Raw genomic sequence first — 26,019 nt, 5'->3', positions numbered from 1 at the left:
TCAGACGGACAAATTATTTATTTTCATCTGCATCATTTCGCTCAGCGCAGGGGATGCATTGCTATCTACACCAGCTTGCCACGCTTTACGCGCGCCCGCTTTATCACCTTTGCTCAGCAGTGCTTCACCGCGCAGATCGGCAACGATGGCAGCAAAACCTTCGCCTTTGATGGTATCGAGCGTTTTCAGCGCTTCATCAGCTTTTTTCTGCTGAACCTGGATACGGGCCAGGCGCAGATTGATAACCGCTTTCAGGTTGTCATCGCTGGCGGCCGCAAGCCCCTGCGACAGCTGGGCAGCCGCTTTATCCAGTTCGTTCTTATCAATGTACTGCTGAGCCACTTCCAGCGCGGCCAGCGCACCGTAGGTGTTTTTGTTGTCAGCGGCAAATTTCTCTGCTGCCGTCAGCGTTTGCGGCTGATCGGCACGAATGGCGCTCACGGTATTTTCATAGGACAGAGACGCGCCGCGCGCGGAATCCGCCTGATGATTGTTCCAGTAGCGCCAGCCAATCAATGCACCTACACCTAAAATAACCCCAACAACCAGCGCTTTGCCGTTTTCAGCAAAGAAGCGTTTGATCGCGTCGACCTGGTCGTGTTCGTTCTCGTAAATTTCCACGCAGTCCTTCTCCTTAGCCCAATAGAGTGCGCAAGTGCGTCGCAACGCCGTCCTGCGTTACCGTTGTCTGCTCACCAGAGCGCAGGTCTTTCACTACCACTTCGCCGTTGGCCACTTCGGACTCACCCAGCACCAGTGCAATACTTGCGCCCCACTTATCGGCACGAGCAAACTGTTTTTTGAAGTTGCCGCCGCCATGGTTGGTCATCAGCTTAACCTCCGGCAGTGCATCGCGCACGCGTTCAGCAAGCTGCATCGCCGCAGACTGCGTTTCCGCGCCTGAGGCCACCAGGTATATATCGACAACGGAATCTGCTTTAAATTCCGGATTAACTGCCTGAACCAGCAAAACAAGTCGCTCAAGGCCCATTGCGAAGCCAACCGCAGGCGCGGCACGGCCGCCAAGCTGCTCAACCAGACCGTCATAACGGCCGCCAGCACACACGGTGCCCTGCGAACCGAGGCTGGTGGTAACCCACTCAAACACGGTACGGTTATAGTAGTCCAGACCGCGCACCAGGCGCTGATTAACGGTATAGGCAATGCCTGCTGCTTCGAGCAGTTTGCAAAGACCAGCAAAGTGTTCGCGAGACTCGTCGTCCAGATAATCGCCTAATGCAGGCGCATCGTTCAGCAGCGCCTGCACGTCCGGATTTTTGGAATCAAGCACGCGCAGCGGGTTGCTGTACATGCGACGTTTGCAGTCTTCGTCCAGCTTCTCTTTGTGCTCTTCAAGGAACGCCACCAGCGCATCGCGGTAGTTAGCACGCGCTTCCAGAGAGCCGATAGAGTTCAGCTCAAGAGAGACGTGCTCGGAGATGCCCAGCGCACGCCACCAGCGGGCGGTCAGCATGATCAGCTCGGCGTCAATGTCGGGACCTTGCAGGCCAAACACTTCCACACCCAGCTGGTTGAACTGGCGATAACGACCTTTCTGCGGACGTTCGTGGCGGAACATCGGGCCGATATACCACAGGCGCTGCTCCTGATTGTACAGGAGACCATGTTCGATGCCGGCGCGTACGCAGCCCGCCGTACCTTCAGGACGCAGCGTCAGGCTGTCGCCGTTGCGGTCCTCAAAGGTGTACATCTCTTTTTCAACCACGTCGGTCACTTCGCCGATCGCGCGTTTGAATAACGGGGTCTGCTCTACAATCGGCAAACGGATTTCGCTGTAACCGTAGCTGCCGAGCACCTGTTTCAGTGTGCCTTCAATGCGCTGCCAGATGGCGGTTTCGCCAGGCAGATAATCGTTCATGCCGCGGATGGCTTGAATGTTTTTTGCCACGTTTATTCTCTTTCTATATACAAAAAAGAACCCAAAGAATGGGTTCAATCATACATGGGAAGCACTTCGCTTCCCATCACGTTATTTTTCAACCTGCTGAACGCTGATGCGCTGCGCTTCGTCCATCATCGACGCTTTGGCACGAATGCGCGCTTCAAGCTGGTCGATCATATCACTATTATCCAGACGATCTTTACGAACGCCATCTTCATAGAGACCACTTTTCTTGTTACCGCCGGTGACGCCCAGCGTTGACACCAGCGCTTCACCCGGACCATTCACCACACAACCGATGATGGAGACGTCCATTGGGGTGATGATGTCTTCAAGACGCTGCTCCAGGGCGTTCACGGTTCCGATGACGTCAAACTCCTGACGTGAACAGGTTGGACAGGCAATGAAGTTGATCCCACGTGCGCGGATACGCAGTGATTTCAGGATGTCGAAGCCAACTTTGATCTCTTCGACCGGATCGGCCGCCAGCGAAACGCGCAAGGTGTCGCCGATCCCTTCCGAGAGCAGCAGACCCAGGCCAATGGCTGATTTGACAGAGCCACTGCGCAGGCCACCCGCTTCGGTGATCCCAAGGTGCAGGGGCTGATCGATCTGCTTCGCCAGCAGACGATACGACTCTACCGCCAGGAAGACATCAGAGGCTTTTACGCTGACTTTGAACTGATCGAAGTTAAGACGATCCAGATGATCAACGTGACGCATCGCGGATTCAAGCAGCGCCTGCGGCGTGGGTTCGCCGTACTTTTCCTGCAGATCTTTTTCCAGAGAACCGGCGTTCACGCCGATACGGATGGGGATGTTCTTATCGCGTGCGCAGTCCACCACCATGCGGATACGCTCTTCGTTACCGATGTTGCCTGGGTTAATACGCAGGCAGTCGACGCCGTATTCAGCAACTTTAAGCGCAATGCGGTAGTCGAAGTGGATGTCTGCAACCAGCGGCACACTGACCTGCTGTTTGATCAGTTTGAACGCCTCTGCGGCGTCCATGGTCGGCACGGAGACGCGAACAATGTCCGCGCCTACGCGTTCTAAGGCTTTGATTTGGTTGACCGTCGCTTCCACATCCGTGGTGCGCGTATTGGTCATCGACTGGACGGCGATAGGCGCCCCATCGCCGATTGGCACATTCCCAACGTAAATCCGTTTTGATTTTCTACGTTGAATCGGAGCCTGGTTATGCATGAAAAATCTCCCGCGTAGCCCGTCTGTTACTGTGCTGCTGATTGTTCGGCATTAACGGTAAGACGTGCAACCTGGTTAGTTCTGATAAAGCGGCTCAGATCGACAGGTTTTCCTTGATACTGGATCTGTACCGCTGCCGGAGCGCCGATTTTAAGTTTATACGGTGCCTGACCGGTTAGGTTTAACGTGCCATCTTTACGCTGCAGGCCGCTGAACAGTTTTTTACCTGTTGCGTCAGTGACTTCTAACCAGCAGTCAGCAGTGAAATTCATCACCAGCGCGTTAGGGTCAACCGCGGGCGTTGCGACACCGGCCTGATCGGTCGGCAGAGGTGCAGCGGTGTTCACCGCCGGTGCGTTCGTTGCGGTATCCACAGGAGCCTGAGAAGGTGCAACCACCGCGTTTTGATCCTGCGCTGGAGCCTGCGTCTGAGGCGCTGACGTGTTAGCCGTTGCCGCTGGGGTCTGCGCAGCGTCGGTAGCTGGCGTATCGGTCGTCGCAGTTTGTGGTTCGCTGGTCGTTGCCGCGCTGTCGGTGCTCAGTGGAACGCTCTGCGCGTTACCGTTTCCGGCCTGGTTAAGTTCGGCGGAGGATTGATCGGCCATCGTGGTGATCTCTTCCTGCTGCGCCTTGTGGTTTTGCCACCACCATGCGCCGGTCAGACCGACCACCACAAACAGCACCAGCCAAGTGAAGCTCATCAGCCAGCCATCACGTTTTTTACGACGTTTGCCCAAAGAGAAGCTCTGCATCGGTGCAACTTTGGCTGCACGAACCGGTGCCTGCTTCTCCATCATTGGCAGTAATTCGTCTTCGGGGATGTGCACCAGTTTTGCGTAAGAGCGGATATACCCGCGCAAGAATGTTGAAGCCAGATCGGCAGGTGCCTTATCTTCTTCAATATCGCGAACCGTGGAAACCTTCAGGCACAAGCGTTCTGCAACGGCTTGCTGGCTGAGTCCGAGTTGTTCACGGGCGTTGCGAAGACGAACGCCAGTGGAGAGTGCTTCATGTTGGTCGTGAGTGGCTTCAGTATTCATTCGCTACAACTACTGGTACGTGAAAAATAAGGGTTCAGGTGCCGGTGAGTCACAATGCCACCCGCACCGCGAAACTTCTGGTCAGTTAACCTTGAACAGTCAGTATAAGACTGTCAGCCCGGAGATGACAGTGCGCCCTGCCCGTGAAGCTAAACTGTTGTTACGTCGTTACATACTGCCCGAAAGTCGTATGAAACGCACCGTAATTATTACTCAGTCATCACGAATCTGACTGATTATTCAGTAAGATTATGCTTCACGGCGCAATAATGCGCCGTGATTGCATAATAATCAAACAGCTTTGACCGCAATCGTCTCGCCCTGCATACGTTTACGCAGGGTACGTTTGGTTCGGTCAATCACATCACCCGCCAGCTGACCGCATGCGGCATCGATATCATCACCACGGGTTTTACGCACGATGGTGGTGAAACCGTACTCCATCAACACCTTCGAGAAACGGTCGATACGGCTGTTCGAGCTGCGGCCATACGGCGCTCCCGGGAACGGGTTCCATGGGATCAGGTTGATTTTGCACGGCGTATCTTTCAGCAGTGCAGCCAGTTCATGCGCATGCTCGGTACCGTCGTTCACGTGGTCGAGCATCACGTACTCGATGGTTACGCGGCCCTGGTTGGCGTTGGATTTTTCCAGGTAGCGACGCACCGCCGCAAGGAAGGTTTCGATATTGTACTTTTTGTTGATCGGCACAATTTCGTCGCGGATTTCATCGTTTGGCGCATGCAGAGAGATGGCCAGTGCCACGTCAATCATGTCGCCCAGCTTATCCAGAGCCGGAACCACGCCTGACGTAGAGAGCGTCACGCGACGTTTGGAGAGGCCAAAACCGAAATCGTCCAGCATAATTTCCATTGCCGGAACCACGTTAGTCAGGTTCAGCAGCGGTTCACCCATCCCCATCATCACCACGTTGGTAATTGGGCGGGTTCCGGTCACTTTCGCCGCGCCAACGATTTTCGCGGCACGCCAGACCTGGCCAATGATTTCCGATACACGCAGGTTACGGTTAAAACCTTGCTGCGCGGTTGAGCAGAATTTGCACTCCAGCGCACAGCCAACCTGAGAAGAGACGCACAGCGTGGCGCGATCGTCTTCCGGGATATACACGGTTTCAACACGCTGATCGCCAACGGCAATCGCCCATTTGATGGTGCCATCTGAAGAGCGTTGTTCTTCCACCACTTCCGGTGCGCGGATTTCAGCCACTTCTTTGAGCTTGTTGCGCAGCACTTTGTTGATGTCAGTCATGTCATCAAAGTTGTCGCTGCAATAGTGGTACATCCATTTCATGACCTGATCGGCACGAAACGGCTTCTCGCCCAACTCTTTAAAGAACTCGCGCATCTGCTGACGGTTCAGATCCAGCAGGTTAATTTTTCCATTTTTATTTGGAACCGCAGGCGTGGCGACTTCGGAGGTATTCACTAATTCAGACATAATATTTTCCGGCCTCGTTGTTACACGTTATGGCCCATGGAGGGTTGAAAAGAAACGCCCCGGAAAGCGTTCTGCTCGTCCGGGGCGTTGCATTGTACAAAGTCTGGCGCAGGGATGCCACGTTTGCACGTGGCATTTACGAAAATAATGTGTAAACGAAACCGTTAAATTAACGGGTACGTGGACACACTTCGCCTTCTGCGAAGAAGAAAGCGATTTCGCGCGCTGCAGATTCAACAGAGTCAGAACCGTGGGTGCCGTTCTCGGTGAAGCTGTCAGCGTAGTCAGCGCGCAGCGTACCTGCCAGCGCGTTATCCGGGTTGGTTGCACCCAGCAGGTCACGGTGACGCTGTACCGCATTTTCGCCTTCCAGCACGGATACCACGATCGGGCCAGAGGTCATGAACTCAACCAGACCGTCAAAGAATGGGCGACCTTCATGCTCAGCGTAGAAACCGCGAGCCTGCTCAACGGTCAGATGCAGCATTTTGGTGCCAACGATCTTAAACCCTGCTGATTCAAAGCGAGCGAAGATGCTGCCAATAACGTTTTTTGCCACCGCGTTTGGTTTGATGATGGAAAAAGTACGTTCAATAGCCATTGATAACCTCTGTAAAATGTTCTGTTGTTTTTGCATACCTGAGTATGGTGTGGCGCGGATTATAAAGAGCAATAGCGCCATTGCCTATGGTTATACATAACATTTTTTTAAAATGAGACGAAGATTAGCAACAGGACAGATTTCGCATCCCGTAGTGATGGTGGAAACAGAGCGGGCACTGCTTTTCTTCATGCGTAAATGACCAGAACCGACGGCGGCACGTCTGGCAAATAGCCTCATATGCGGGCATGGTTACCGTTTTCGCTATTCCCTCTGTTTGTGTCACTTTTATCGCCGCATGCTGGCAAACCGCTTCACAACCACCGCAACCGGTGCAATATTCGGTTTCCACCCTCAGACTGGCGTTCTCAAAACGAATCGCCTTTTCCTGACAGCTTCGCCAGCACGCCCCGCACAGCACGCACTTTCCGGCGTCGAGAGCGATCTCTGCCTCGCTAAACGCGGGAAAAGCCCTTCGCAACTCACGCAGGCCGGGCATGACGCGACAGGCACGAACATCCTCGCGGGGAACGTGCATTAGCGCACGGCGGGCGAGATTCACCTCGTTGTGCGGGATGAGCTTAAATGCCCACGCCGCTTCACCGCGTCGGCGAAGCGTAAGATTAAGCCGGGCAAGCGCCAGCAGCCAGTCTGGATGGTGCTACACCTCAATACTGATAAAACGAACGCGGTATTGCGCGTGCCACAGTAGCAGCTCATTCACTCCGGGTGCGCGTTCCGTAAACGGCCCGACAAGCGCATCTCCACGCAAAAAGCGTTTTCGCGGTACGATGCCGGTAATGGCTCCGGCTGGACAGACAAACAGGCAGTCACCGCATTCAATACATCGGCTGTCATCAATCAGAACGCCCGAGTCCGTAAAAGAGAACGCCTGCACAGGGCAAGCGTCCGCACAGGCGTGGCAGGAGGCATGGCGGAAACGGCGACGAACGCACGCATGCGTCACGTCCATCGCCGGGATAAGCGTTAATCCGTCCATCAGCCAATACTGAAGAAAACGAAGCGCAGCATTAGCTCACCCACAATCAGTAATGCGCTGCCCAGCAGCACCGGGCCTCGCGCGGCCTTCAGACCGCCCGCGGCAAAACACAGCATGCCCGCAACGGAAACGCACCAGCTCAGCAGATGCACCGTGCGCAGTTGCTCCAGCATCCGTAACGGAGCGTGAGGGAATGTCACCACGGTGTTGTCCATGGCTGTAATGTCGGCCAGCCAGACGGGCTGCATCACCAGACGCACAAGCACCAGCAGCGTAATAATCACAACCGCCGCGCGCAGGTTAATCCGGGAAGGCGCCCCAACGGCCACGCAGGCTGAGCCAATGATTCCCACCGAGCCGATGAACAGCACCAGCGTGTTGATGTGCTGCCAGGTAACAACCGACGTATGGATATAAATCTGCGCCATGCAGAAAACGTCCACCAGCCCGACAAGACCCGCCACCGCCAGAAGCGGCTTCCAGCCTGGTTTTTTCGCGAACATCAGCAGCGTCGCAAGACCAAGCGCCGCAAGGTAAAGGCTGGCAAATACAATCTCACGGCTCAGCCAGGAGCTGGATACGTGGCGCAGCGCGTTAAGAGCATTGAGCGGGTAGCCCATATGCAGCGTCGAGGCGAGCAGCCCCAGGCAGGCCAGCACGAATGCCCCGGCAGCAGGCAGCAGCGCGTTACGCGGCGAAGCCTGCGCGCCTCCGCGCACCAGCCAGAGCGTAACGCCTACCGATCCCTGAAGGAACAGGGTAAAAATCAGCAACGGTAACTCATGCATGACGTGTCCCCTCTTTCTCTGCGCCCTGATGTGCTTTGATCACCAGGTTCGGTTTGGTGATGGAGGAATCAGGCAATCCCTTCACGTCACAGACCACACCGTATTTCGCCCGAAGTTCATCAATCGGCCCGAATTTGATTGCTTCAAGGGGACAGGTTGCCACGCAGACAGGCTGTTCGCCTTTCGCCTGCAGATCCACGCAAAAATCGCATTTGGACATCTGCCCGGTCTGCTCGTTGAGCTGCGGCGCGCCATAGGGGCATGACCACGCACAATATCCACAGCCGACGCACTTATCCGTATCGACGCGCACGATGCCGTCACCCGGACGCTTATGCATCGCGGTGGTCGGGCAGTTTTTGGTGCAGACAGGATCCGCACAGTGGTTGCAGGAGACAGAAAGTGTGTAGGCAAAAACGTTATTGCTGACGCCGCCCTGGCCGGTTGGGATGAAATTCCCGCCGTTGATTTCGTACACGCGACGGAAACGACGCCCGGGTTCAAGGTTGTTTTTATCTTTGCATGCCACCTGGCAGGCCTTGCAGCCCGAGCAGCGGGATGAGTCGATATAGAAGCCCAGCTGTTTGTCGCTCACCGGCGCGTAGTGTTTAAACTGACTCATGCTTTTGCTACCTCCACCAGCATGGTTTGATGAGAATTCCCTTTCGCAAGTGCGGTAATACGGGCGGAGCTGAGCACGTTCGCGCAGCCACCTTTATCAATGCCCCGCTCGTCCGGCTGCCACCAGGCGCCAGCCTGCATGGCAACAACGCCAGGCATGATGCGCGGCGTGACTTCGGCCGGGATTTCACATATCCCCCGTGCATTGTGAATACGCACGGTATCTCCCTGCGCAATACCGCGTTTTTGCGCGTCCTGTGGGTTAATCCATAACCTTTGCTGTTGAACCTCAATCAGCCATGGGTTGGCATACTGAGTGGAGTTGGCGCGGTTTTTCCCCTTCCAGGTAATGAGCTGTAGCGGGAACGTCTTCGCCAGTTCATCCTCCGGTCCTTCATGGGCTGGCACGTAATGCGACAGCGCAGGGATTTCCGGGTGATGCATGTCGTAAAGACGCTTCGAGAAGATCTCAATTTTTCCGGATGGCGTCGGGAAGGGATGATTTTGCGGGTCGCGAATATTGTCCTCAAAAGCGACATACGGTGCGCTTTTGAAGAGATGTTGCCGCGTCTTTTGCAGCGTCGCGAAGTCAGGCAAGTTTTCCTCTGGCATCGCCAGGCGTGTCTGCTCCCATATGTGTTCAATCCACGCCTTTTCATCCCACCCCTGGCTGAAGGCCGGTTCGATACCCAGCTTAGCGGCTACTTCGCGCAGCCAGTCATAGTCTGAACGGCGTTCAAATTCGGGTTTGATCAGCTTTTCCGACAGGATCAGATAGCTTGCGGTCCCCCAGGTTTCACCGATATTCCAGCGTTCCATAAAGCTGGTTTCCGGCAGCAGAAGATCGGCATAGCGGGCACTCGGCGTCATGAAGAGATCGCTTGCAACGATGAACTGAATTTTCGACTCGTCTTCCAGTACCCGTGTCGCCTGGTGCAGATCGGGGTTCTGGTTAGCAAGATAGTTACCCGCCAGAGAAAACAGAATGCGGATATTACTGTCGAGCTTTTCAGCATCCTTCAGGCCGACATCCGGTGTGACCTGTGAGGCATCGTCAGCGGCCTGAACCCAGTTCATCACCGATATTTTTGCTTTGACCGGGTTATCCGGCATGTCAGGACCGACCGCAAATTTCCGGTTGGCACAACCACCATATCCTGCAGCCCACCCACCTTTTACGCCAACATTGCCCGTCAGCGTTGCCAGCAGCGTAGAGCCACGCGCGGTGCGTTCGCCGCAGTTGTGGCGCTGTGGACCCCAGCCCTGAATTAACGCGGCAGGTTTTGTTGTGGCATAGTCGCGTGCCAGCTGCCGGATGGTCTGCGCTGGCACATGGGTAATTTGCTCTGCCCATTCGGGAGTTTTCACCACTCCATCTTTCGCACCGGTCAGATAGGCGACAAGAGACTCGTTGGCGGGCACACCTTCAGGCATTGAGGCTTCATCGAAGCCCAGCGTATAGCGCTGAATAAATTCACGATCGTGCAGGTTTTCCGTGACGATAACGTACATCATCGCGTCCATCAGCGCGTTATCGGTCGTCGGTAATAAGGGGATCCATTGATCGGCAAGGGATGAAACGGTATCTGAGTAGCGTGGATCAACCACGATAAAACGCGTGCCGTTTTGCTTCATCCTCTGGAAATAGTAGTTGCTGTGACCAAAAATGGTCTCCGTTGGGTTATGACCCCAGAGGATCACCAGCCGGGTATCCTGCAGTGTATCCAGCGAACTGCCGCTGGCGGCGGTGCCGTAGGTGTAAGGCGTCGCGGCAGCTGTATTGCCCATACTGACCGAATGATAGCTTTCAAGGTATCCGCCGGTTAAGTTGAGCAAACGACGGACCATCTTATCCCCGGAAAAGGTGCCCCCGGAAACCGCCGTACCCACATGAACATAGCGCGAGGCTGCGCCATATTGTTGCGTGATCGTTTTTAACCGTTCGGCAATAAGCGTGGTAGCTTCATCCCACGAAATACGTTCAAATTTTCCTTCACCGCGCTTACCCACGCGTTTCATCGGATATTTTAAACGGTCAGGATGGTAAACAAATTTCCGGTAAGCCCGGCCACGAACGCAGGCGCGCATCACTGGCATTTGCGGATCCAGCTCATTATCCGGGCGCGTGGAAATTCGGGTCACTACGCCATCGTTGACGTGGGCCCGAATATCACACTTCCCCCCGCAGTCAAATGTGCTGCAGGTCTGAATAATGTTTTCCGCAGGCTCGTCTTGTGCGGCGGTGCCTTCACTCGCTTCTGCTTTGCCTACGCGGGCGACAAACGGCAGGGCAGCAAGCGCCGACCCGGCCTGGATAAACTGACGTCGGGATACAGCGGGTAAAAGGCCGTCTCCCTGGCTTTTTATTTTTGTCATTGCTCATTCCTTCAAATAAAAACGCATTCTCGTTTTTTCGCAGGAACGAACATTGATTATTATCAAGCTAATTAATAGGGAGTAGGGGTTAGCGGCTTAATTCAAAATTAAGCGTAGCCAATTTCCCGGCCTCATCCATTGCAACTAATTGATATTTACCGGGCAAAGATAACTGCATTGAAAAATTCCGATTTTTATGTTCAAGAGGCTCGCCATTTAAAAACCACCATCGCTGCCCTTCTCCCCCGCTGGTCGTGACGGAAATTGTCACTTTTTCCTCACCCGGAAGACGCTTAATGACCGCCCCCTCTCTGACACCCGAAATCATTAGCGGTGCCGCATTGTTATCATCCAGCGGTGGACAAACCGTTGAGGGTGCGGGAAGACGTGCCGCTCTTTTTTCCGCTGCGGGCAGCCACGGCTCCAGGGGTAACGGCCAGACGTCCAGCACTTTCTCTATGGCATCCGGGCAATCTGCCGCCACGCGTTTGCCGGTTTTATCCAGCCAGATCGGGAAACGGATCCCGCGGATGCCCTCTTGCTCCGGCAGCAACAGCGTCGGCGGCTCACTACCTTCCAGCAGCCAGGTCGACAGGCGTCGACGGCAGTTTTCACTGCCCTCCGGCAACGATTGCCCGCCAGGCCAGCAGATCACGCCTCGCCCGACGCTTTCCGGGCGCGGATCGCGTGGCAGGCGCGCTTCGTCTATCGTTGAGCGCGACTGAAGCAGGTTATTCACCTGATTTAACAGCGGCACGGAACTGGCAAAACCAAACTGTCCCGCCACGGGCGTGCCGTCCGGCCTTCCGGTCCAGATGCCAATCACGTAACGCGCATTCAGGCCAATGGCCCAGGCATCGCGGTAGCCGTAGCTGGTGCCCGTTTTCCATGCCAGCGGCGCTACCTGCGGCAGTGCGTTATCCGGTAACGGTTGGGCTTCATTCGCCAGAATACGGCGAATAATCCAGGCCGAGCCGGGTGACAACAGCGGACGTTCAACCAGCGCATCACCTGGCTGTAAGCGCAGCCTTCCAGCTTTACCGTGGCGGGCAAAAGCGCTGTAGGCAGCAGTAATATCTGCCAGCCGCGCTCCCGCCCCGCCCAGGATCAACGACAGATTTGGCTGCGCCCCCGCAGGCAAAATAAGCGGCAACCCTGCGTTGCTGAGCATGCCGGCAAAACGCTTAGGCCCGTACGCCTCCAGCACCTGCACGGCAGGCAGATTAAGGGAGCGCACCAGCGCTTCGCTCATGCTCACCGGCCCATGGAATCCGCTGTCAAAGTTACCGGGACGATAATCACCGGTTTTCCTGGGAACATCCTGAAGCAGCGAAGCGGGATGGATCAATCCATCGTCGAGCGCCATACCGTAGATAAAAGGTTTCAGTACCGATCCCGGGGATCGGATCGCACTCACCATATCCACATGGCTGAAGCGGGTGTCATCGTTAATATCCACCGAACCGACCCAGCCGCGCACTTTCATATTGGTATGATCCACGACGATCATCGCCAGCGAACTGCGCGCCGGCAGGCGGGATTTCCAGTTCATTGCCAGCTCTTCCAGTTGCCGTTGTAAGGCGGCATCCAGAGTGGTGACAATTTTGGTATCACGGCTTTTTCCCAGCATCATACGTGCGAAGAGCGGCGCCAACTGGGGCATCTGCCGGGGAGCCAGCCATACCGGCTCTTCACGGGATTCGTTAACCTGTCGGGCTGACCAGACGCCCTGCGTTACCATCCGGTCGAGCACTTTGTTGCGCGCCGCTTCCGCCCGCGCCGGCCAGCGGTCCGGGCGTAAACGGCTGGGGGCCTGAGGTAGCACCGCCAGCAGGGCCGCTTCGGAATAGCTGAGCTGTGATGGCGGTTTACCCAGATAGGTCCAGCTTGCAGCACCTATTCCCTGGAGCGTCCCGCCAAAGGGGGCGCGGTTAAGGTAGAGGGTGAGGATCTCGCGCTTGGAGAGGTGCCATTCAAGCTGCATCGCCCGCCAGAGTTGACGAATTTTACCGCCAAAGGTGCGCGGATGCGGATCCAGCAGACGCGCAACCTGCATGGTCAGCGTGCTGCCCCCGGAGACAACCTTACCGGACGTCAGATCCTGCCAGGCAGCGCGCAACACAGAGAAAGGATTCACGCCTGGATGCTCCCAGAACCAGCGATCTTCATACTGGATCAGGGCCTCAAGATAGCGAGGAGAGACCTCTTCAATCGTGACCGGATAACGCCAGATCCCTTCGCTGTCGGCAAAACGCCAGAGCGGCGTGCCCTTCTCATCCACCACCACCCGGGCGGGGTTAACCTCTTTCAGCGGCAACGGCCAGAGGCGGTCGGCGGCGACAATCAGCCCCCATAAAATGAGAAGCGCCCCCGCCAGCCACAGCCAGCGGGAGCGTATCAGACGTGCAACTGACATATTACGGTACAACAATCAGCGGGCCACTGGCCGCACCCGTTGCCCGCCACTGCGGAACATACATGGACTCCACCAGCGGCACCGGTACCTGGTACGTTCCCGGCGTCACGGCGCGCGCCAGATAAACCAGCGTAACCGGCTGCCCTTCGTTTACCGGCACTGCGGCCACAAAGCGGTCGTCGCGGAACTCCATATGCTGAATATCCGCCTGCTGCATCTGGCTAAGCAGGTTCTGCACTTCGCTGCCGCTGTCCTGCAGGCTGGCGCTGCTGCTTGCCAGGTTCTGGTTCTCCAGCTCCAGACCCGCCGGGAGGAGATCCACCACCAGCGCATCCGGCACGTTCTGGCTGGCCTTCACTTCCAGCCATACCAGCACCAGCTCACCGCTCTTCAGCGAAGAGAGCGATTTCGAACTGCCGTCGGTTGCCAGAATATGGCGTTCAATCTGCAGAACATTCGAGGATGGCTGAGGGGCTGAGTCCGGGTAACCGGTGCTATCCAGACGCACCCACAGCGGTGTCGTGCCGGTGTTGGTCACCTGCAGCGCACCAAGCTGATCGCCATTCATATTCTGCACCAGCGCCTTGTCACCGCTCAATGCGCTACCCGAGAGTGAGGTTTCCGCCTGCCATGCTCCGGACAGAGTTTGTAGCGAACGTCCGGCCAGGAACAGCGCGTTACTCTCCTGCGTAGACAGCCAGCGCTGGCTGAAGGCCTGTTCAGACAGGGCATTCAGCAGCCTATTTTGCGCATCCGGCAGCAGCTTGTATTCCTCCAGAAGGGAGAGCATCAGCGCGTTATCACGAAGCGCGCTACCGTAATCCGCCATCCAGTTTCTGCTGTCGTTGCGCGGCGTTTTGAGGGCCAGATCCAGCGCCTGCTGGCTGCGCGGGGCATCCCCCATCAGTTTGAGTGCCATACCGAGCTGCATCAGCGGCAGACCGGAAGCCGCCTGCCCGTGACGATCCCAGATTTCACGCAACGCACCCAGCGGGGCTTTTTGCTGGCGCGCCAGTACCAGTGCGGCATAGGCCTGCACGGCAAATTTGCTGGCCTGAGTATCGTCGCTGTAGCGGATGGACATCATGCCCGGATCCTGCAGGTAGCGGAGCAGTCGGCTATTGGCATTATTGACCGCATCCGTCGGCACGCTGTAGCCCTGCTCACCGGCACGCACCAGGAAGTCCGTGACATAGGCAGTCAGCCAGTACTCTTCCGGACCGTTTTTATCCCAGAGCGCAAAACCACCGTCATCACGCTGCATCTGCAGAAGGCGGGAGATGCCAATATCAATGGCAGCACGACGTTTGTCGTCCGTGTCGCCTTTAATGCCAAGCGCCTTCAGCTGTGACGCGTTGGTATAGAGAGACGGGAACAGGCCACTGGTGGTTTGTTCAAGACAGCCATAAGGATATGCCTGCAGCTCACGGATATAGCGCGCCAGATTAAGCGGCGGTTTGCCGCTAAGCAGCAGTTGTCCCTGCAATGTAGCGGGAGAGAAGCCGTTGATATGCTGCCCTGGCGCAGTCCAGGACTCACCCGGGTTCAGCATGGCCCCGGTATTCACCGTCTGCGCCGGGAACGCAGGACGGACGCCGATTTTCCAGCTCTTCTGCTGCGGAGCGAAGGTCTCGCCAGGCAGCTGAAGTCCTGTTACCTGCGCCGTCACTTCGCCGTCACCGTAACCTTCCAGTGCACGCACCGGAATAAACAGCGTGCTGCGCGCACCCGGTGGCAGTTTGACAGGCTGCGGCTGTGCCCCTTCCAGCGACAGCTTGCCGGTCGTGGTTAAGGCCACATTTAGCGTTTGCGGCTGATCGGTCAGGTTAGTGAGATCCAGTGTCAACCGTGAGGTATCGCCGCTTGCCAGGAAGCGCGGCGTATTAAGCTCGGTAATGACCGGCGCGGCCACAATCACTTTGCTTTCGCTGCTGCCGAAATCCTCTTCCGTCCAGGCCTGCGCCATCAGACGCAGCTCACCGTTGAAGTCTCCAATTGGCAGGGTGATGGACCCTTCACCATTCGCATCAAGCGTCACAGGCTGTGCCTGCTGGGCGATAATGGTGACATGGTTCACCGGCGGCTTACCGCCGCGTTTAAGCTCATCGCCGTCACCACCAAAACGCAGCGCGGCCATACGTCCCTGGCCTTCAATCACCTGGCCGTAGATATCGTAGATATCCGCGCCATAGCGCTTCTGACCAAAGAAGGCCTGCCACGGATCCGGCGTGACGTAATCGGTAATGTTCAGCACGCCGCTGTCCACCGCGGAGACCAACACGTTCACTTTCTGTGGTACCGGGCCCTCTTTAACGCTGGCTTTTACTTTCACGGAAAGCGTCTGGTTAGGGCGCATTTTCTGCGGGTTATCCAGCGCGATATTCAGACGGCGATTTTCATCCCCCATCGGCAGATGCAGCAGGCCAACCGCCCGCTTCGGCGTGGCGGATTTGGATTTATCGCCAGGGCGAACCACCAGCGTGCTGAGATAGAGGTCGTGGCGTTTCCAGGCTTTGTCTACCGGAATAGACAGATCCAGTCCGTTGGCCGGGACGTCGATCTCTTTCCACCACAGTGGCCCTTCGCTGGATTCGATCATCGCATAGCCTTTACCTGCGGCAGGTGCGGCGATATGCAACTGGATGGTGTCACCCGGCTGGTAAGAAGGCTTATCCAGTTTCAGGGTCACGCGGTCGGGGCGCGCGGCTCCCGTGCCGTCACTGTTATCCTGCCAGCTGTACCCGGCCCAGAAACGTACGCTGCTGACCACGTCATCAGGCGCTTTCACTTCCAGACGATAGGAGCCCCACTCTACCGGGAACGTCACTTTACCCGTTTCATCGGCCTTGAGGGTCAGCTCCTGCTCGCCTTCAATGAGATCTTTTTGATCAAACTGGGACTGCCAGCCATCGCTTTCTGACCAGTTCCAGTAGTAGTCGCGGCGTTCGCGGATCAGGCGCACCTGTAACCCGGAAACAGCCTTTTTCGCCCCACTGGCATCGGCATAGACAATGTCGAAACTGGCGTTGCCGTTTTCATCGACGATAGGCTGGTTAACGGTGGTATCGGTGCGGTAATCATACACCGCCTTGCTGGCGAACTGAGGACGAATACCCGGTAATTCGGCTGCTGGCCAGATAGCCTGTTCAGCACGACGCGTCACCGGACGACCGCCTGATTCCAGCAGGCTGGCCTGCAGGATCAGCTGAAGCGGAGAGTGCACCTCTTTCCACTGGCTTTCTGTAGAGACCTGCCCACGCCCCTGTTCATCAAGCGTAAGCTGCACTTCATCCAGGCTGCGACTCAGGTTGTCTTCGGCGATATCGCCAAACTGGAAGCCAGGCAGCGCCGGAACCGCTTCACGCAGTGGACGCAAAAAGAGCTGCCCCTGCAGGGCATTACCGTTGGCCGGTGCGCCGTAGAGGTAATATCCCACCACGTTAAAGTCGACGTTATCCTGCGGTGAAACCGGCGTTTTTTGTCCGCTCAGATTCAGCGCCATACGCTCTGGCATAAAATCTTCGACATGGAAGTCCCACAGACGCTGCTGGTTATCGCCCGTATTGGCGCGGATATGCCACATGCCGGTTTGCGCCCCGCTGTCCAGCGGATAGTTAAAGCGATAGAGACCATTCTCCGGCTGGACGACGACGGTACGCGCTACCTGCCCGTCCGGGCGAAGCACATCCAGCTTCACCGGCTGCGCGGGTAGCGGTTTACCGTCGCTGTCGCGCAGTAAGCCGTTCAGGATCACCGTTTCGCCTGGGCGATAGAGGTCACGCGGGCCAAACATAAAGAATTGTTTGCTGTAGCCCGGGCTACCAGCAATGTCGAACTCCGCGAGATCGAGCGCCGGCAGCTTGAGGTCAAGCAGCGTAGTCTGACCATCTTTACTGGCAAGGATCAGCGCGGCTTCTTTGTCCGTTTCGAGCTTTGCATGGCCGTCGGCATCGCTGTTCGCCTCAGCCAGGGTCTGCCCTTTATCGTTTAACAGCGTGACGGTTACGCCGGATTGCGCCGCACCGTTTTCCAGGCTCTGGGTGAAGATATCGAGACGGTTATGATAACGATGAGCGGACAGCCCAATATCGCTTAAGGTGAAGAGCGTGGCGGCATTGCTGTAGTTGTAGTGCCCTGCCTGATTCATCACTGCGATATAGACGCCCGACTGCTGGAGCGGCTTGATATCTTTCAGCGGCAGCAGCAGTTTTTCACGCGTGTTGCGTGCCGGGTTAAGATCGAAACGACCGGTATAAACCAACTCGGCCATCTTCAGCAGATTGTCAGATTCCCAGTTGGTCAGCGAGTTACGGTATTCCCACTGGCTGACGAATGAAGCCAGCGACTCCGGTTTCACGCGATAAAAGTTCACGTCCACGTTATTGACGTTGAGCGCCATGACAGGCAAGCCTTCCACCACTTTACCCGGCAGCAGTGACCCGCGGCTGGCGAAGCCGACCGTCGGCTCGACATCCCGGGTGGTCAGGGCTTTTTCGTAGTCGATGCCAAAAGTCGCTTTGTTTAACGCCTGCAGATCGCGTTCCACGGTGACGACCAGATTGCGGTTAGGCTCCAGATGGCGCAGACGAAGCTCTTTCAGGTTCGGCGCCAGTTCCCACGCCCCGTCAACCTTGCCGCTTTTCTTATCCACGACATGCACGGTTTTCGAGAAATCCTGATCCGGATTCAGTGGAACAGAAAATGTCAGCACCAGCGTAGCGGCGCCGTCCAGTTGCACTTCAGAGGCATCAAGCAGAGTGAGCGCTTTGCCCTGACTTTGTGCCGCCAGTTTTGCCAGCTTGTCAGCGTCTGGCTTTTCCGCCGCTTTTGGTGTGGTTGCTGTAGATGCCGCGGGAGCCGCAGCCTGAGGTTTATCGTCGCTGTTATCACAGCCGACAAGCGTAAACGTGGTGAGCAGCGCAAGAGAGAGCGCGGCTAAGCGAAACGGTTTCATCCTTTGTCCCTGGCCCATGGAGCCTGTTGGTCGTCTTCCGGATAAGTATTATCCGCAAGTTTCGTTAATACAAAAAGTCCATTTTTAGGATCTGGAAGGCGGCTCGCATCGTCAACGTGGTGATGTTACGCCGATCACAACGTCAAACGTCACATGTTACCTTTCACGTCATTTGTTTTTAAAACAAGAAGATAGCTGGATAAGCTCGCCGGGAGCCTGCTAGTTTTAAGCTCAAGACGCACCCCGAGTGCGCGGTTCAATAAGAGAGAAAGCCATGAAACGAGCCGTGAACGCCCTACAAAATTTCGGAAAATCATTGTACGGACCGGTACTTATTTTACCGATCATCGGTCTGTTTATCGCCTTTGGCAATGTGCTGGGCAATGGCAACCTGGCCGAGTATCTGCCGTTTCTCGGCCATCCGCTGATCCAGAACATCGGCCAGCTGATCGCCAAATCTGCCGTGTCGGTGCTGGTTAACCTGGCCCTGGTGTTTGCCGTCGGCATCCCGATTGGTCTGGCAACACGGGACAAAGGCTACGCGGCGCTGATTGGGCTGGTAACGTTTGTGGTGTTTATCAACGCCATGAACGTCACGCTACAGCTTCAGGGCGAACTGGCACCCGCAGCACAGATGAAAGCCGCCGGGCAGACCATGGTGCTGGGCGTTCAGGTGCTGGAGATGGGCGTGTTCGCCGGGATCCTGACCGGCGCGCTTTCCGGATACCTGTACAACAAATACTCCGGCGTACAGTTTAACGGCGCGATGGCGATTTACTCTGGTCACTGTTTTGTCGCCATTGTGATGCTGCCCGTTTCCATGCTGCTCGGCGTAGTGATGAGCGAGCTGTGGCCGTTTGCCCAGCACGGCATTAGCGCAATGGCGCTTGCCATCAAAGGTTCCGGTCCGTTCGGCGTGGCGATCTACGGCTTCCTTGAGCGCATTCTGGTGCCCACCGGTCTGCATCATCTGGTCTATACCCCATTCCTGTATACCGAACTGGGCGGCACGCAAGAGGTGTGCGGTACGGTTTATCAGGGCGCGCGCAACATTTACTTCGCGGAGATGGCCTGTCCGGAGGTGAAACAGCTCAGCAGCACGGTGGTATGGGATGCGCGCGGCATCAGCAAGATGTTTGGCCTGCCGGCGGCGGCGCTGGCGATGTACATGACCGCAAAGCCGGAGCGTAAAGCGGCAGCAAAAGCGATTCTGATCCCGGCGGCGCTCACTTCGCTGCTGGTCGGTGTCACCGAGCCCATCGAGTTCTCCTTCCTGTTTGTCGCCCCGCTGCTGTTCGTGGTGCACGCGGTGCTGACGGGTATCGGGATGATGCTGTTCTCCCTGCTGGGTGTTCACGCCATCGGCGCTAACGGGATTATCGATTTTATTCTCTACAACCTGCCGCTCGGCACGGAGAAGTCCAACTGGCCGATGTACATCGTGGTCGGGCTGATCATGTTCGCCCTCTACTTTGTGGTGTTCCGCTTCCTGATCCTGCGTTTCAACATGAAAACGCCAGGCCGTGAAGATGAGGATCAGGAGACGCGCCTTTACAGCAAACAGGAGTACCAGGCGAAGGGCAATAACGACGGGCTGGGTGATTCCATCGTCGTCGGTCTGGGCGGCCGGGAAAATATTGAAGTGGTGGATAACTGCTACACCCGCTTACGTGTGACGGTGAAGGATGTCGCCATCATTGATGAGCCGCGCCTGAAAGCGACCGGCGCAAAAGGGATTATCAAACAAGGTAACAACGTTCAGGTGGTCTACGGGCTGCATGTCAAAAAAATGCGAGAAGCCGTTGAGACGTTTCTCTGAAAGGAGCTAAAGATGTTTACACCCCCATTCATTCTGTCGATTGCTGGCGGCGGTAGCACCTACACGCCAGGTATTGTGAAAAGCCTGATGGTGCGTCTGCAGGACTTCCCGCTGGCCGAAATCCGCCTCTACGACATCGACGAGGCGCGTCAGAACACGATAGCCCCGGTGGTGGAAAAAGTGATCCGCGACCACAGCCAGAGCATCAAATTTACCGTCACCAATGACCCGGAAGTGGCCTTCAGCGGCGCACACTTCGTCTTCGCCCAGATGCGCGTTGGCCAGTATAAAATGCGCGAGCAGGATGAGAAGATCCCGCTGCGACACGGCGTAGTTGGTCAGGAGACCTGCGGCCCCGGCGGGCTGGCTTACGGGCTGCGTACGATCCTGCCAATGGTCGAGCTTATCGATCTGGTGGATCGCTACGCGCATGAAAAAGCATGGATCGTAAACTACTCCAACCCGGCGGCAATCGTCGCAGAGGGGGTGCGTCGCCTGCGGCCGAACGCCCGCGTGCTGAATATTTGCGATATGCCGGTTGCCGCAATGCGTAACATGGGAGCCATTCTGGGGGTCGATCGCCGCAAGCTGGAGGTGGACTACTTTGGGCTGAATCACTTCGGCTGGTTTACCCGTGTGTTGGTGGACGGCGAGGACAAGCTGCCGGAGCTGCGTAAACATATCGCGAAGTTTGGTCTGCTGACGGAAGATGCCGCCAAAACCGACCCACAGCACTCCGATCCGTCGTGGGTAAAAACCTGGCGCAACATCAAGCCGATCATGGATAACTTCCCGGAGTATCTGCCGAACCCGTATCTGCAGTACTACCTGATGCCGAACCAGATTGTCGAGCATCAGAACCCCGACTACACCCGCGCTAACGAAGTGATGAACGGGCGCGAGAAAAAGCTGTTTGCCGCAGCCGAAGAATATAAGCGTACCGGGATCCTGCCGGACGCCTTCCACGTTGGCGTTCACGGCGAGTTTATCGTCGATGTCGCCTGCTCGCTGGCCTTCAACCTGCGGAGCCGTCATCTGGTGATGGTGGAAAACCGCGGGGCAATTACCAATCTGTCGTACGATGCGGTCGTCGAGGTTCCCGCTTATATCACATCCGAGGGGCCAGAGCCTGTCCGCGTGGGCCAGGTGCCGCTGTTCCATCAGACGCTGCTGCAACAGCAGCTCGCCTCTGAACAACTGCTGGTGGAAGCAACCATTGAAGGGAGCTATGAGAAAGCGCTGCAGGCATTTACCCTGAACCGCACCGTGCCGACCATGGAGCACGCGAAAGCGATTCTGGATGAGATGATCGAGGCTAACCGCGAGTACTGGCCTGCGCTGCAAAAAGCCTGGCAGAACGGCGAAGCGGTGAAAAAATAGGGGCTTGCTCGCGAGTTGAACGTGGTTTGCTTGTCGGTGTCAGAAAAAACACCGACAATCCTTTTTTACGGAAAAGAATGGAGGCAACCCATGTCCACCTCATATTTTGTCGCCGCCGACTGGCTGATTGAGCACGGCGACGATCCTGAAGTGCAGATTATTGACGCGCGTATGGCTCCTCCGGGCCAGGAGCATCGTGACGTTCCCGGTGAATACCGCGCAGGGCACCTGCCGGGCGCGGTATTTTATGATATCGAAGCCCTCTCCGATCACACCTCCCCTCTGCCGCACATGCTGCCGCGCCCGGAAGCCTTCTCCGTAGCGATGCGCGAGCTGGGCATCAGCAAAGACAAACACCTCGTTGTTTATGATGAAGGTAACCTCTTCTCTGCCCCGCGCGCGTGGTGGATGCTGAAAAACTTCGGCGTCGAGAAAGTCTCGATTCTGGCGGGGGGTCTGGCTGGCTGGAAGCGCGACGAACTGCCGCTGCAGCAGGGGGACGTGACGCTGCCGGAGGGGGATTTTGACGCGACGTTTGACGCAAATGTGGTGAAACGCCTGACCGACGTGCTGGTCGTCAGCCATGAAAACACTGCTCAAATCGTCGATGCGCGTCCTGCCGCACGTTTTAACGCTGAAGCGGACGAACCTCGCCCTGGCCTGAAACGCGGACACATTCCGGGGGCGTTGAACGTGCCGTGGGGCGATCTGGTGTTTGAGGGCGAACTGAAAACCACCGATGAGCTACGCGCGATTTTTGATCGTCAGGGCGTGGATTTACACCGTCCGATTATTGCCAGCTGCGGTTCCGGCGTAACGGCCTGCGTGGTGATCCTGGCGCTCGCCACGCTCGGCGTAAACGACGTCACGCTGTACGATGGCGCCTGGAGTGAGTGGGGTGCGCGGGACGACCTGCCGGTTGAACCCGCGAAATAATGGATAACCGCCTGGCCACGCTGTTAACGCGCGGGGAATCGCTGACCCGCGCGGAATATCGCGTACTCGCCCACCTCACGGAGCATCCACTGCTGGTGGGTAACATCACGGTGCGGGAACTGGCGCAGGCGACATTTGTCTCTACCGCGACGATTATGCGGCTGTGTCAGAAGCTGGGGTTCAGCGGGTTTAGCGAGTTTATCTGGCACTGCAAACAGCTCCTCACCGACACGCCGCATATTACGACTCAAGGAAACGCCCTTCCGCAGTTGCCCGCGCTGTTCAGCCAGTTTATTGCCAACTATCAGCAGACATTCCAGTGGGTGACCGATGAGAAGCGTCTGCAGTTTGCCGACCTGCTGCGTCACAAAGAGAGCTTCTTTCTCTACGGTGCCGGGTTTTCCTATCTGTTTGCCGAATACCTGACCAAAAAACTGCAGGTGCTGGGGAAAACGGCGTTTATCTCCGGGCCGGGTGACAGCCGGAACATTTTCCTCAGCAACGCCGCCCGTTATCAGGTATTTATTGCCGTCTCGCGCAGCGGCGAAACAGAGCAGGTGCTGGATAAAGCGCGGATCGCCAAAAACGTCGGGATGACGATTGTCGCGTTTACCCGCGCCTCGGCCAATACGCTGGCGGGCATGGCGGACGTGCACTTCGCTCTCTATGACGAGGCGGTGCATTACGCCGCGGAAGCCGCAGGGGTGACGTCGTTTGAGTCGAATCTGGTACTGCTGATGGATTTACTGCTGCTGGAAGCAACGGGGTGACAGTCACCCCGCTGTAATCAGATGATGCGGTTGGTTTTGAGATCGCGCAGGAAACCGCCCCAGCGACGCTCATAGAACGGTGTGATGTGCTCGGTAATAAAGTGACTGATGCCCTTCTCACCGTTCTTCACCTGGCAGATATCAATTGGCTCATCGCCCGGCAACGTATCAGTGGCCACACTGCCCGCCGCCTGGATGATCTCATCAATATCACCGTCAGCTTCAATACCAATCAACAGTACCGGCTGTTCATCCGCTTGCTCTTTAATCGAACAGAGGAACGCGCGTCTTACCGGCTTCAGGGTTTTGAACAACGTGGTCAGGGAATCGATCATCTGCGCTGGCGGTTCGGCCACTTCAGAGAGCAGCAGCGTTTCGCCCCCTTCCAGCACTTCCTGGGTGCTGAGCGGGTTACCCTCTTCACCAATCAGATGGCTGATTTCACGCGGCGTGAATTCTTTCCCGGTCGGCAGTTTCGCATTAAGGAACAGCGTCTGGCCCAGCGTCATTTCGAACAGCGTGCGTACCGGCATCACCACGAACGCCTGTTCATCTTCAACGGCGGTCTGCAGCGCTTCCAGCGAGGTAAAGAACGGGATCACCGAGGTGCCGTCGTCTTTCTCCCAGTGCAGCAGATCCAGCGCGCTGTCTTCAACATCCTGCTCACCTTCCGCCGCGGTTCCTGGCACCCAGACGGTGGATTCCAGCAACGTGCGGAAAAATGCCGGACGGTGGGCGGGCTCGGTCGCCGCCTGTTCCAGCAGGGTTTCTAATTCGTTTTTGGTTTCGGACATAACAATTCCAGATGTCGAATTTCCCCCTCACCCCGGCCCTCTCCCTCAAGGGAGAGGGTTAGGGTGAGGGCAAAAAGCATTACTCAGCCGTCAGCAGGTTCGCCACGGTACGCACGCCCAGGCCGGTCGCGCCCGCAGACCACTGCTCAACTGCCGCTTTACGGTAGGTTGCGGAGCAGTCGATATGCAGCCAGCCTTCGTGATAGTTCTCAACGAAGTGGGACAGGAAGCCTGCTGCGGTGCTTGCACCCGCCGGGTATGCCGCGCTCGCGGTGTTATTCAGTTCGGCAAAATTTGACGGCAGCTGGCTGCGGTGGAACTCCGCCAGCGGCAGACGCCAGAACGGTTCGTTTTCTGCCGCGGCGCTTGCCAGCAGGCGGGCCGCCAGCTTGTCATCAAAGCTGAACAGCGCATGGTAGTCGTTACCCAGCGCCGTTTTTGCCGCGCCGGTCAGGGTGGCCATATCGATAATCAACTCTGGCTTCTGGGCAGAAGCGTCGATCAGGCCATCAGCCAGCACCAGACGGCCTTCTGCATCGGTGTTCATCACTTCAACATTTTTGCCGTTGCGGTAGCGAATGATGTCGCCGAGCTTGAAGGCATTACCGCTTACCATGTTGTCAGCGCAGCACAGGTACAGCTTCACGCGTTTTTTCAGGCCACGGGTAATCGCAAACGCCAGCGCACCAGTGATGGTTGCCGCCCCGCCCATGTCGGATTTCATGGAGTCCATGAACGCGCTCTGCTTCAGGCTGTAGCCACCGGTATCGAAGGTGATACCTTTCCCGACCAGGCAGGCAAATACTGGCGCGTCTTTATCGCCGGTTGGGTTGTAGTCCAGCGCCAGCAGCACCGGTGGACGCTCAGAGCCACGACCCACGGTGTGAATGCCCATGTAGTTCTGCTCGCGCAGGTCTTCACCTTTGGTGATGCGATAAGACATGTTGTCGCCGGCCACGCCGCACAACAGGTCAACGGCGCGCTGTGCCAGCTGTTCCGGCCCCAGCTCTTCTGCCGGTGCGTTAATGGTGTCACGTACCCAGTCGATAATGGTCAGGCGGCTTTCCAGCTCTTTTTGACCGGCTTCGTCAAGGTTGGCCCACTCAATTTTACGGGTGCCTTTTGGCCCTTTATAACCGGCCCAGAACGCCCAGCTGCGGTCGGTGTCCCAGCCCTCGCCTGCCAGAGAGACATGCTTAATGCCGAGCCCATCAATTTTACGCGCGGCGCGCTGGATCAGGCCCAGATCGTCGTTGCCCGTCAGGTGCAGGGTAATACCGTCGTTGTTGATACTGTAAGTGGCTTTTTCGCCCCAACGCGCATCGGCGGGTTGCGTAGAGAGCGTAATCTTCATCGCTTCGGTCATTTTATTTATCCTTATTAGCAAACGGGCCGCCTGAAGGCAGCCCGTTACGTGATTTACTCTGCTTCATCTAACCAGACTAACAGAATCGCCTCCAGAATTTTTTCATTGGATGCGTTGGGATCGTCGTCAAAATCCTCTAAATCGCAGATCCACTGATGCATATCGGTGAAGCGTACGGTTTTTGGATCGAGATCCGGGTTAGCGTCGTAGAGCGCTTCGCCGATTTCACGGCTGTCTGTCCACTTCAGTCCCATATTAATGCTCGCGTGCGTGGTTGATGGTGTAGCGTGGGAACTCCACGACCAGATCTTCGTCGGTCACCGCTGCCTGGCAGCTTAAGCGGCTGTCGGGCTCCAGACCCCATGCTTTATCCAGCATGTCATCTTCGTCTTCGGTGCTCTCGGCAAGCGAGTCGAAACCTTCACGCACGATGCAGTGGCATGTTGTGCAGGCACAGGATTTTTCACAGGCGTGTTCCACTTCGATACCTGCACGCAGGGCAACATCGAGAATGGTTTCACCGGTCTTCGCTTCCAGAACAGCGCCATCCGGACAGAGGTCCGCATGAGGCAAAATAACAATCTTTGGCAT

General features: G+C 56.7%; 19 protein-coding genes and 1 pseudogene. 4 read left to right on the top strand and 16 right to left on the bottom strand.

Annotated features, from left to right (window positions below):
* The 12 genes and pseudogenes from ACOTZF_RS06385 to ACOTZF_RS06330 form a co-directional block, all read right to left on the bottom strand.
* On the bottom strand, positions 1 to 621 hold the full coding sequence (locus ACOTZF_RS06385) for a YfgM family protein (RefSeq protein ID WP_013098275.1): 621 nt from the start codon (positions 619 to 621) through the stop codon (positions 1 to 3).
* Positions 622 to 634: 13 nt separating this feature from the next.
* Positions 635 to 1,909: a histidine--tRNA ligase gene (gene hisS / locus ACOTZF_RS06380; protein WP_038420371.1), complete on the bottom strand. Its 1,275-nt coding sequence runs from the start codon at positions 1,907 to 1,909 to the stop codon at positions 635 to 637.
* 81 nt (positions 1,910 to 1,990) lie between these two features.
* Positions 1,991 to 3,109 carry a flavodoxin-dependent (E)-4-hydroxy-3-methylbut-2-enyl-diphosphate synthase gene (gene ispG / locus ACOTZF_RS06375; RefSeq protein ID WP_013098277.1) on the bottom strand — a complete coding sequence of 373 codons (1,119 nt, stop codon included), beginning with the start codon at positions 3,107 to 3,109 and terminating at the stop codon, positions 1,991 to 1,993.
* 26 nt (positions 3,110 to 3,135) lie between these two features.
* Positions 3,136 to 4,149, bottom strand: coding sequence for a cytoskeleton protein RodZ (gene rodZ, locus ACOTZF_RS06370; RefSeq protein WP_038985674.1), 1,014 nt, complete (start codon positions 4,147 to 4,149; stop codon positions 3,136 to 3,138).
* 291 nt (positions 4,150 to 4,440) lie between these two features.
* Complete coding sequence (locus tag ACOTZF_RS06365; RefSeq protein ID WP_013098279.1) at positions 4,441 to 5,607, bottom strand: bifunctional tRNA (adenosine(37)-C2)-methyltransferase TrmG/ribosomal RNA large subunit methyltransferase RlmN; 1,167 nt, start codon at positions 5,605 to 5,607, stop codon at positions 4,441 to 4,443.
* Positions 5,608 to 5,776: 169 nt separating this feature from the next.
* Positions 5,777 to 6,208, bottom strand: a complete 432-nt coding sequence (gene ndk, locus ACOTZF_RS06360; protein WP_003860625.1) for a nucleoside-diphosphate kinase — start codon at positions 6,206 to 6,208, stop codon at positions 5,777 to 5,779.
* A gap of 124 nt (positions 6,209 to 6,332) precedes the next feature.
* Positions 6,333 to 7,208 (bottom strand): annotated as a pseudogene (locus ACOTZF_RS06355) (4Fe-4S binding protein).
* Positions 7,208 to 7,996, bottom strand: a complete 789-nt coding sequence (locus ACOTZF_RS06350; RefSeq protein WP_038985677.1) for a dimethyl sulfoxide reductase anchor subunit family protein — start codon at positions 7,994 to 7,996, stop codon at positions 7,208 to 7,210. The pseudogene ACOTZF_RS06355 and the gene ACOTZF_RS06350 overlap by 1 nt, the downstream one beginning before the upstream one ends.
* Positions 7,989 to 8,618: a DMSO/selenate family reductase complex B subunit gene (locus ACOTZF_RS06345; RefSeq protein WP_013098282.1), complete on the bottom strand. Its 630-nt coding sequence runs from the start codon at positions 8,616 to 8,618 to the stop codon at positions 7,989 to 7,991. Before ACOTZF_RS06345 ends, ACOTZF_RS06350 begins: the two co-directional genes overlap by 8 nt.
* The gene (locus ACOTZF_RS06340; RefSeq protein ID WP_045293481.1) at positions 8,615 to 10,993 is read right to left on the bottom strand and encodes a DMSO/selenate family reductase complex A subunit; all 2,379 of its coding nucleotides are present in this window, start codon (positions 10,991 to 10,993) and stop codon (positions 8,615 to 8,617) included. The genes ACOTZF_RS06345 and ACOTZF_RS06340 overlap by 4 nt, the downstream gene beginning before the upstream one ends.
* 88 nt (positions 10,994 to 11,081) lie before the next feature.
* On the bottom strand, positions 11,082 to 13,409 hold the full coding sequence (gene pbpC, locus ACOTZF_RS06335) for a peptidoglycan glycosyltransferase PbpC (RefSeq protein WP_129317664.1): 2,328 nt from the start codon (positions 13,407 to 13,409) through the stop codon (positions 11,082 to 11,084).
* 1 nt (position 13,410) lies between these two features.
* Entirely contained in the window at positions 13,411 to 18,363 is a 4,953-nt protein-coding gene (locus ACOTZF_RS06330) for an alpha-2-macroglobulin family protein (protein WP_129317663.1), read from the bottom strand.
* Positions 18,364 to 18,637: 274 nt separating this feature from the next.
* Here ACOTZF_RS06330 and ACOTZF_RS06325 point away from each other — a divergent pair, with 274 nt between their 5' ends.
* The 4 genes from ACOTZF_RS06325 (at position 18,638) to ACOTZF_RS06310 (ending at position 23,268) form a co-directional block, all read left to right on the top strand.
* Entirely contained in the window at positions 18,638 to 20,182 is a 1,545-nt protein-coding gene (locus ACOTZF_RS06325; protein ID WP_129317662.1) for a PTS transporter subunit EIIC, read from the top strand.
* Between the two features lie 12 nt (positions 20,183 to 20,194).
* Positions 20,195 to 21,562 (top strand): 6-phospho-alpha-glucosidase, encoded by a 1,368-nt coding sequence (locus ACOTZF_RS06320; protein WP_129251975.1) that lies wholly within the window; start codon positions 20,195 to 20,197, stop codon positions 21,560 to 21,562.
* A 90-nt stretch (positions 21,563 to 21,652) separates the two neighbouring features.
* Positions 21,653 to 22,498: a 3-mercaptopyruvate sulfurtransferase gene (gene sseA / locus ACOTZF_RS06315; protein WP_129317661.1), complete on the top strand. Its 846-nt coding sequence runs from the start codon at positions 21,653 to 21,655 to the stop codon at positions 22,496 to 22,498.
* Positions 22,498 to 23,268 (top strand): MurR/RpiR family transcriptional regulator, encoded by a 771-nt coding sequence (locus ACOTZF_RS06310; protein WP_013098289.1) that lies wholly within the window; start codon positions 22,498 to 22,500, stop codon positions 23,266 to 23,268. The genes sseA and ACOTZF_RS06310 overlap by 1 nt, the downstream gene beginning before the upstream one ends.
* 17 nt (positions 23,269 to 23,285) lie before the next feature.
* Here ACOTZF_RS06310 and sseB read toward each other — a convergent pair whose 3' ends face one another.
* The 4 genes from sseB to fdx all read right to left on the bottom strand — a co-directional run bounded on the left by sseB (position 23,286) and on the right by fdx (position 26,019).
* Positions 23,286 to 24,062, bottom strand: coding sequence for an enhanced serine sensitivity protein SseB (gene sseB / locus ACOTZF_RS06305; RefSeq protein ID WP_129317660.1), 777 nt, complete (start codon positions 24,060 to 24,062; stop codon positions 23,286 to 23,288).
* A gap of 79 nt (positions 24,063 to 24,141) precedes the next feature.
* Entirely contained in the window at positions 24,142 to 25,428 is a 1,287-nt protein-coding gene (pepB, locus tag ACOTZF_RS06300) for an aminopeptidase PepB (RefSeq protein ID WP_013098291.1), read from the bottom strand.
* Between the two features lie 53 nt (positions 25,429 to 25,481).
* Positions 25,482 to 25,682 (bottom strand): Fe-S cluster assembly protein IscX, encoded by a 201-nt coding sequence (iscX, locus tag ACOTZF_RS06295; RefSeq protein ID WP_003860650.1) that lies wholly within the window; start codon positions 25,680 to 25,682, stop codon positions 25,482 to 25,484.
* Position 25,683: 1 nt separating this feature from the next.
* On the bottom strand, positions 25,684 to 26,019 hold the full coding sequence (gene fdx, locus ACOTZF_RS06290; protein WP_003860652.1) for an ISC system 2Fe-2S type ferredoxin: 336 nt from the start codon (positions 26,017 to 26,019) through the stop codon (positions 25,684 to 25,686).

Origin of the sequence: Enterobacter cloacae complex sp. SHL021 (assembly GCF_049237765.1) — a bacterium.
GTDB classification, from domain to species: Bacteria; Pseudomonadota; Gammaproteobacteria; order Enterobacterales; family Enterobacteriaceae; genus Enterobacter; species Enterobacter cloacae.
Note: the sequence above shows the minus strand (reverse complement) of the source record. Positions and strands in the feature narration are given on the sequence as shown.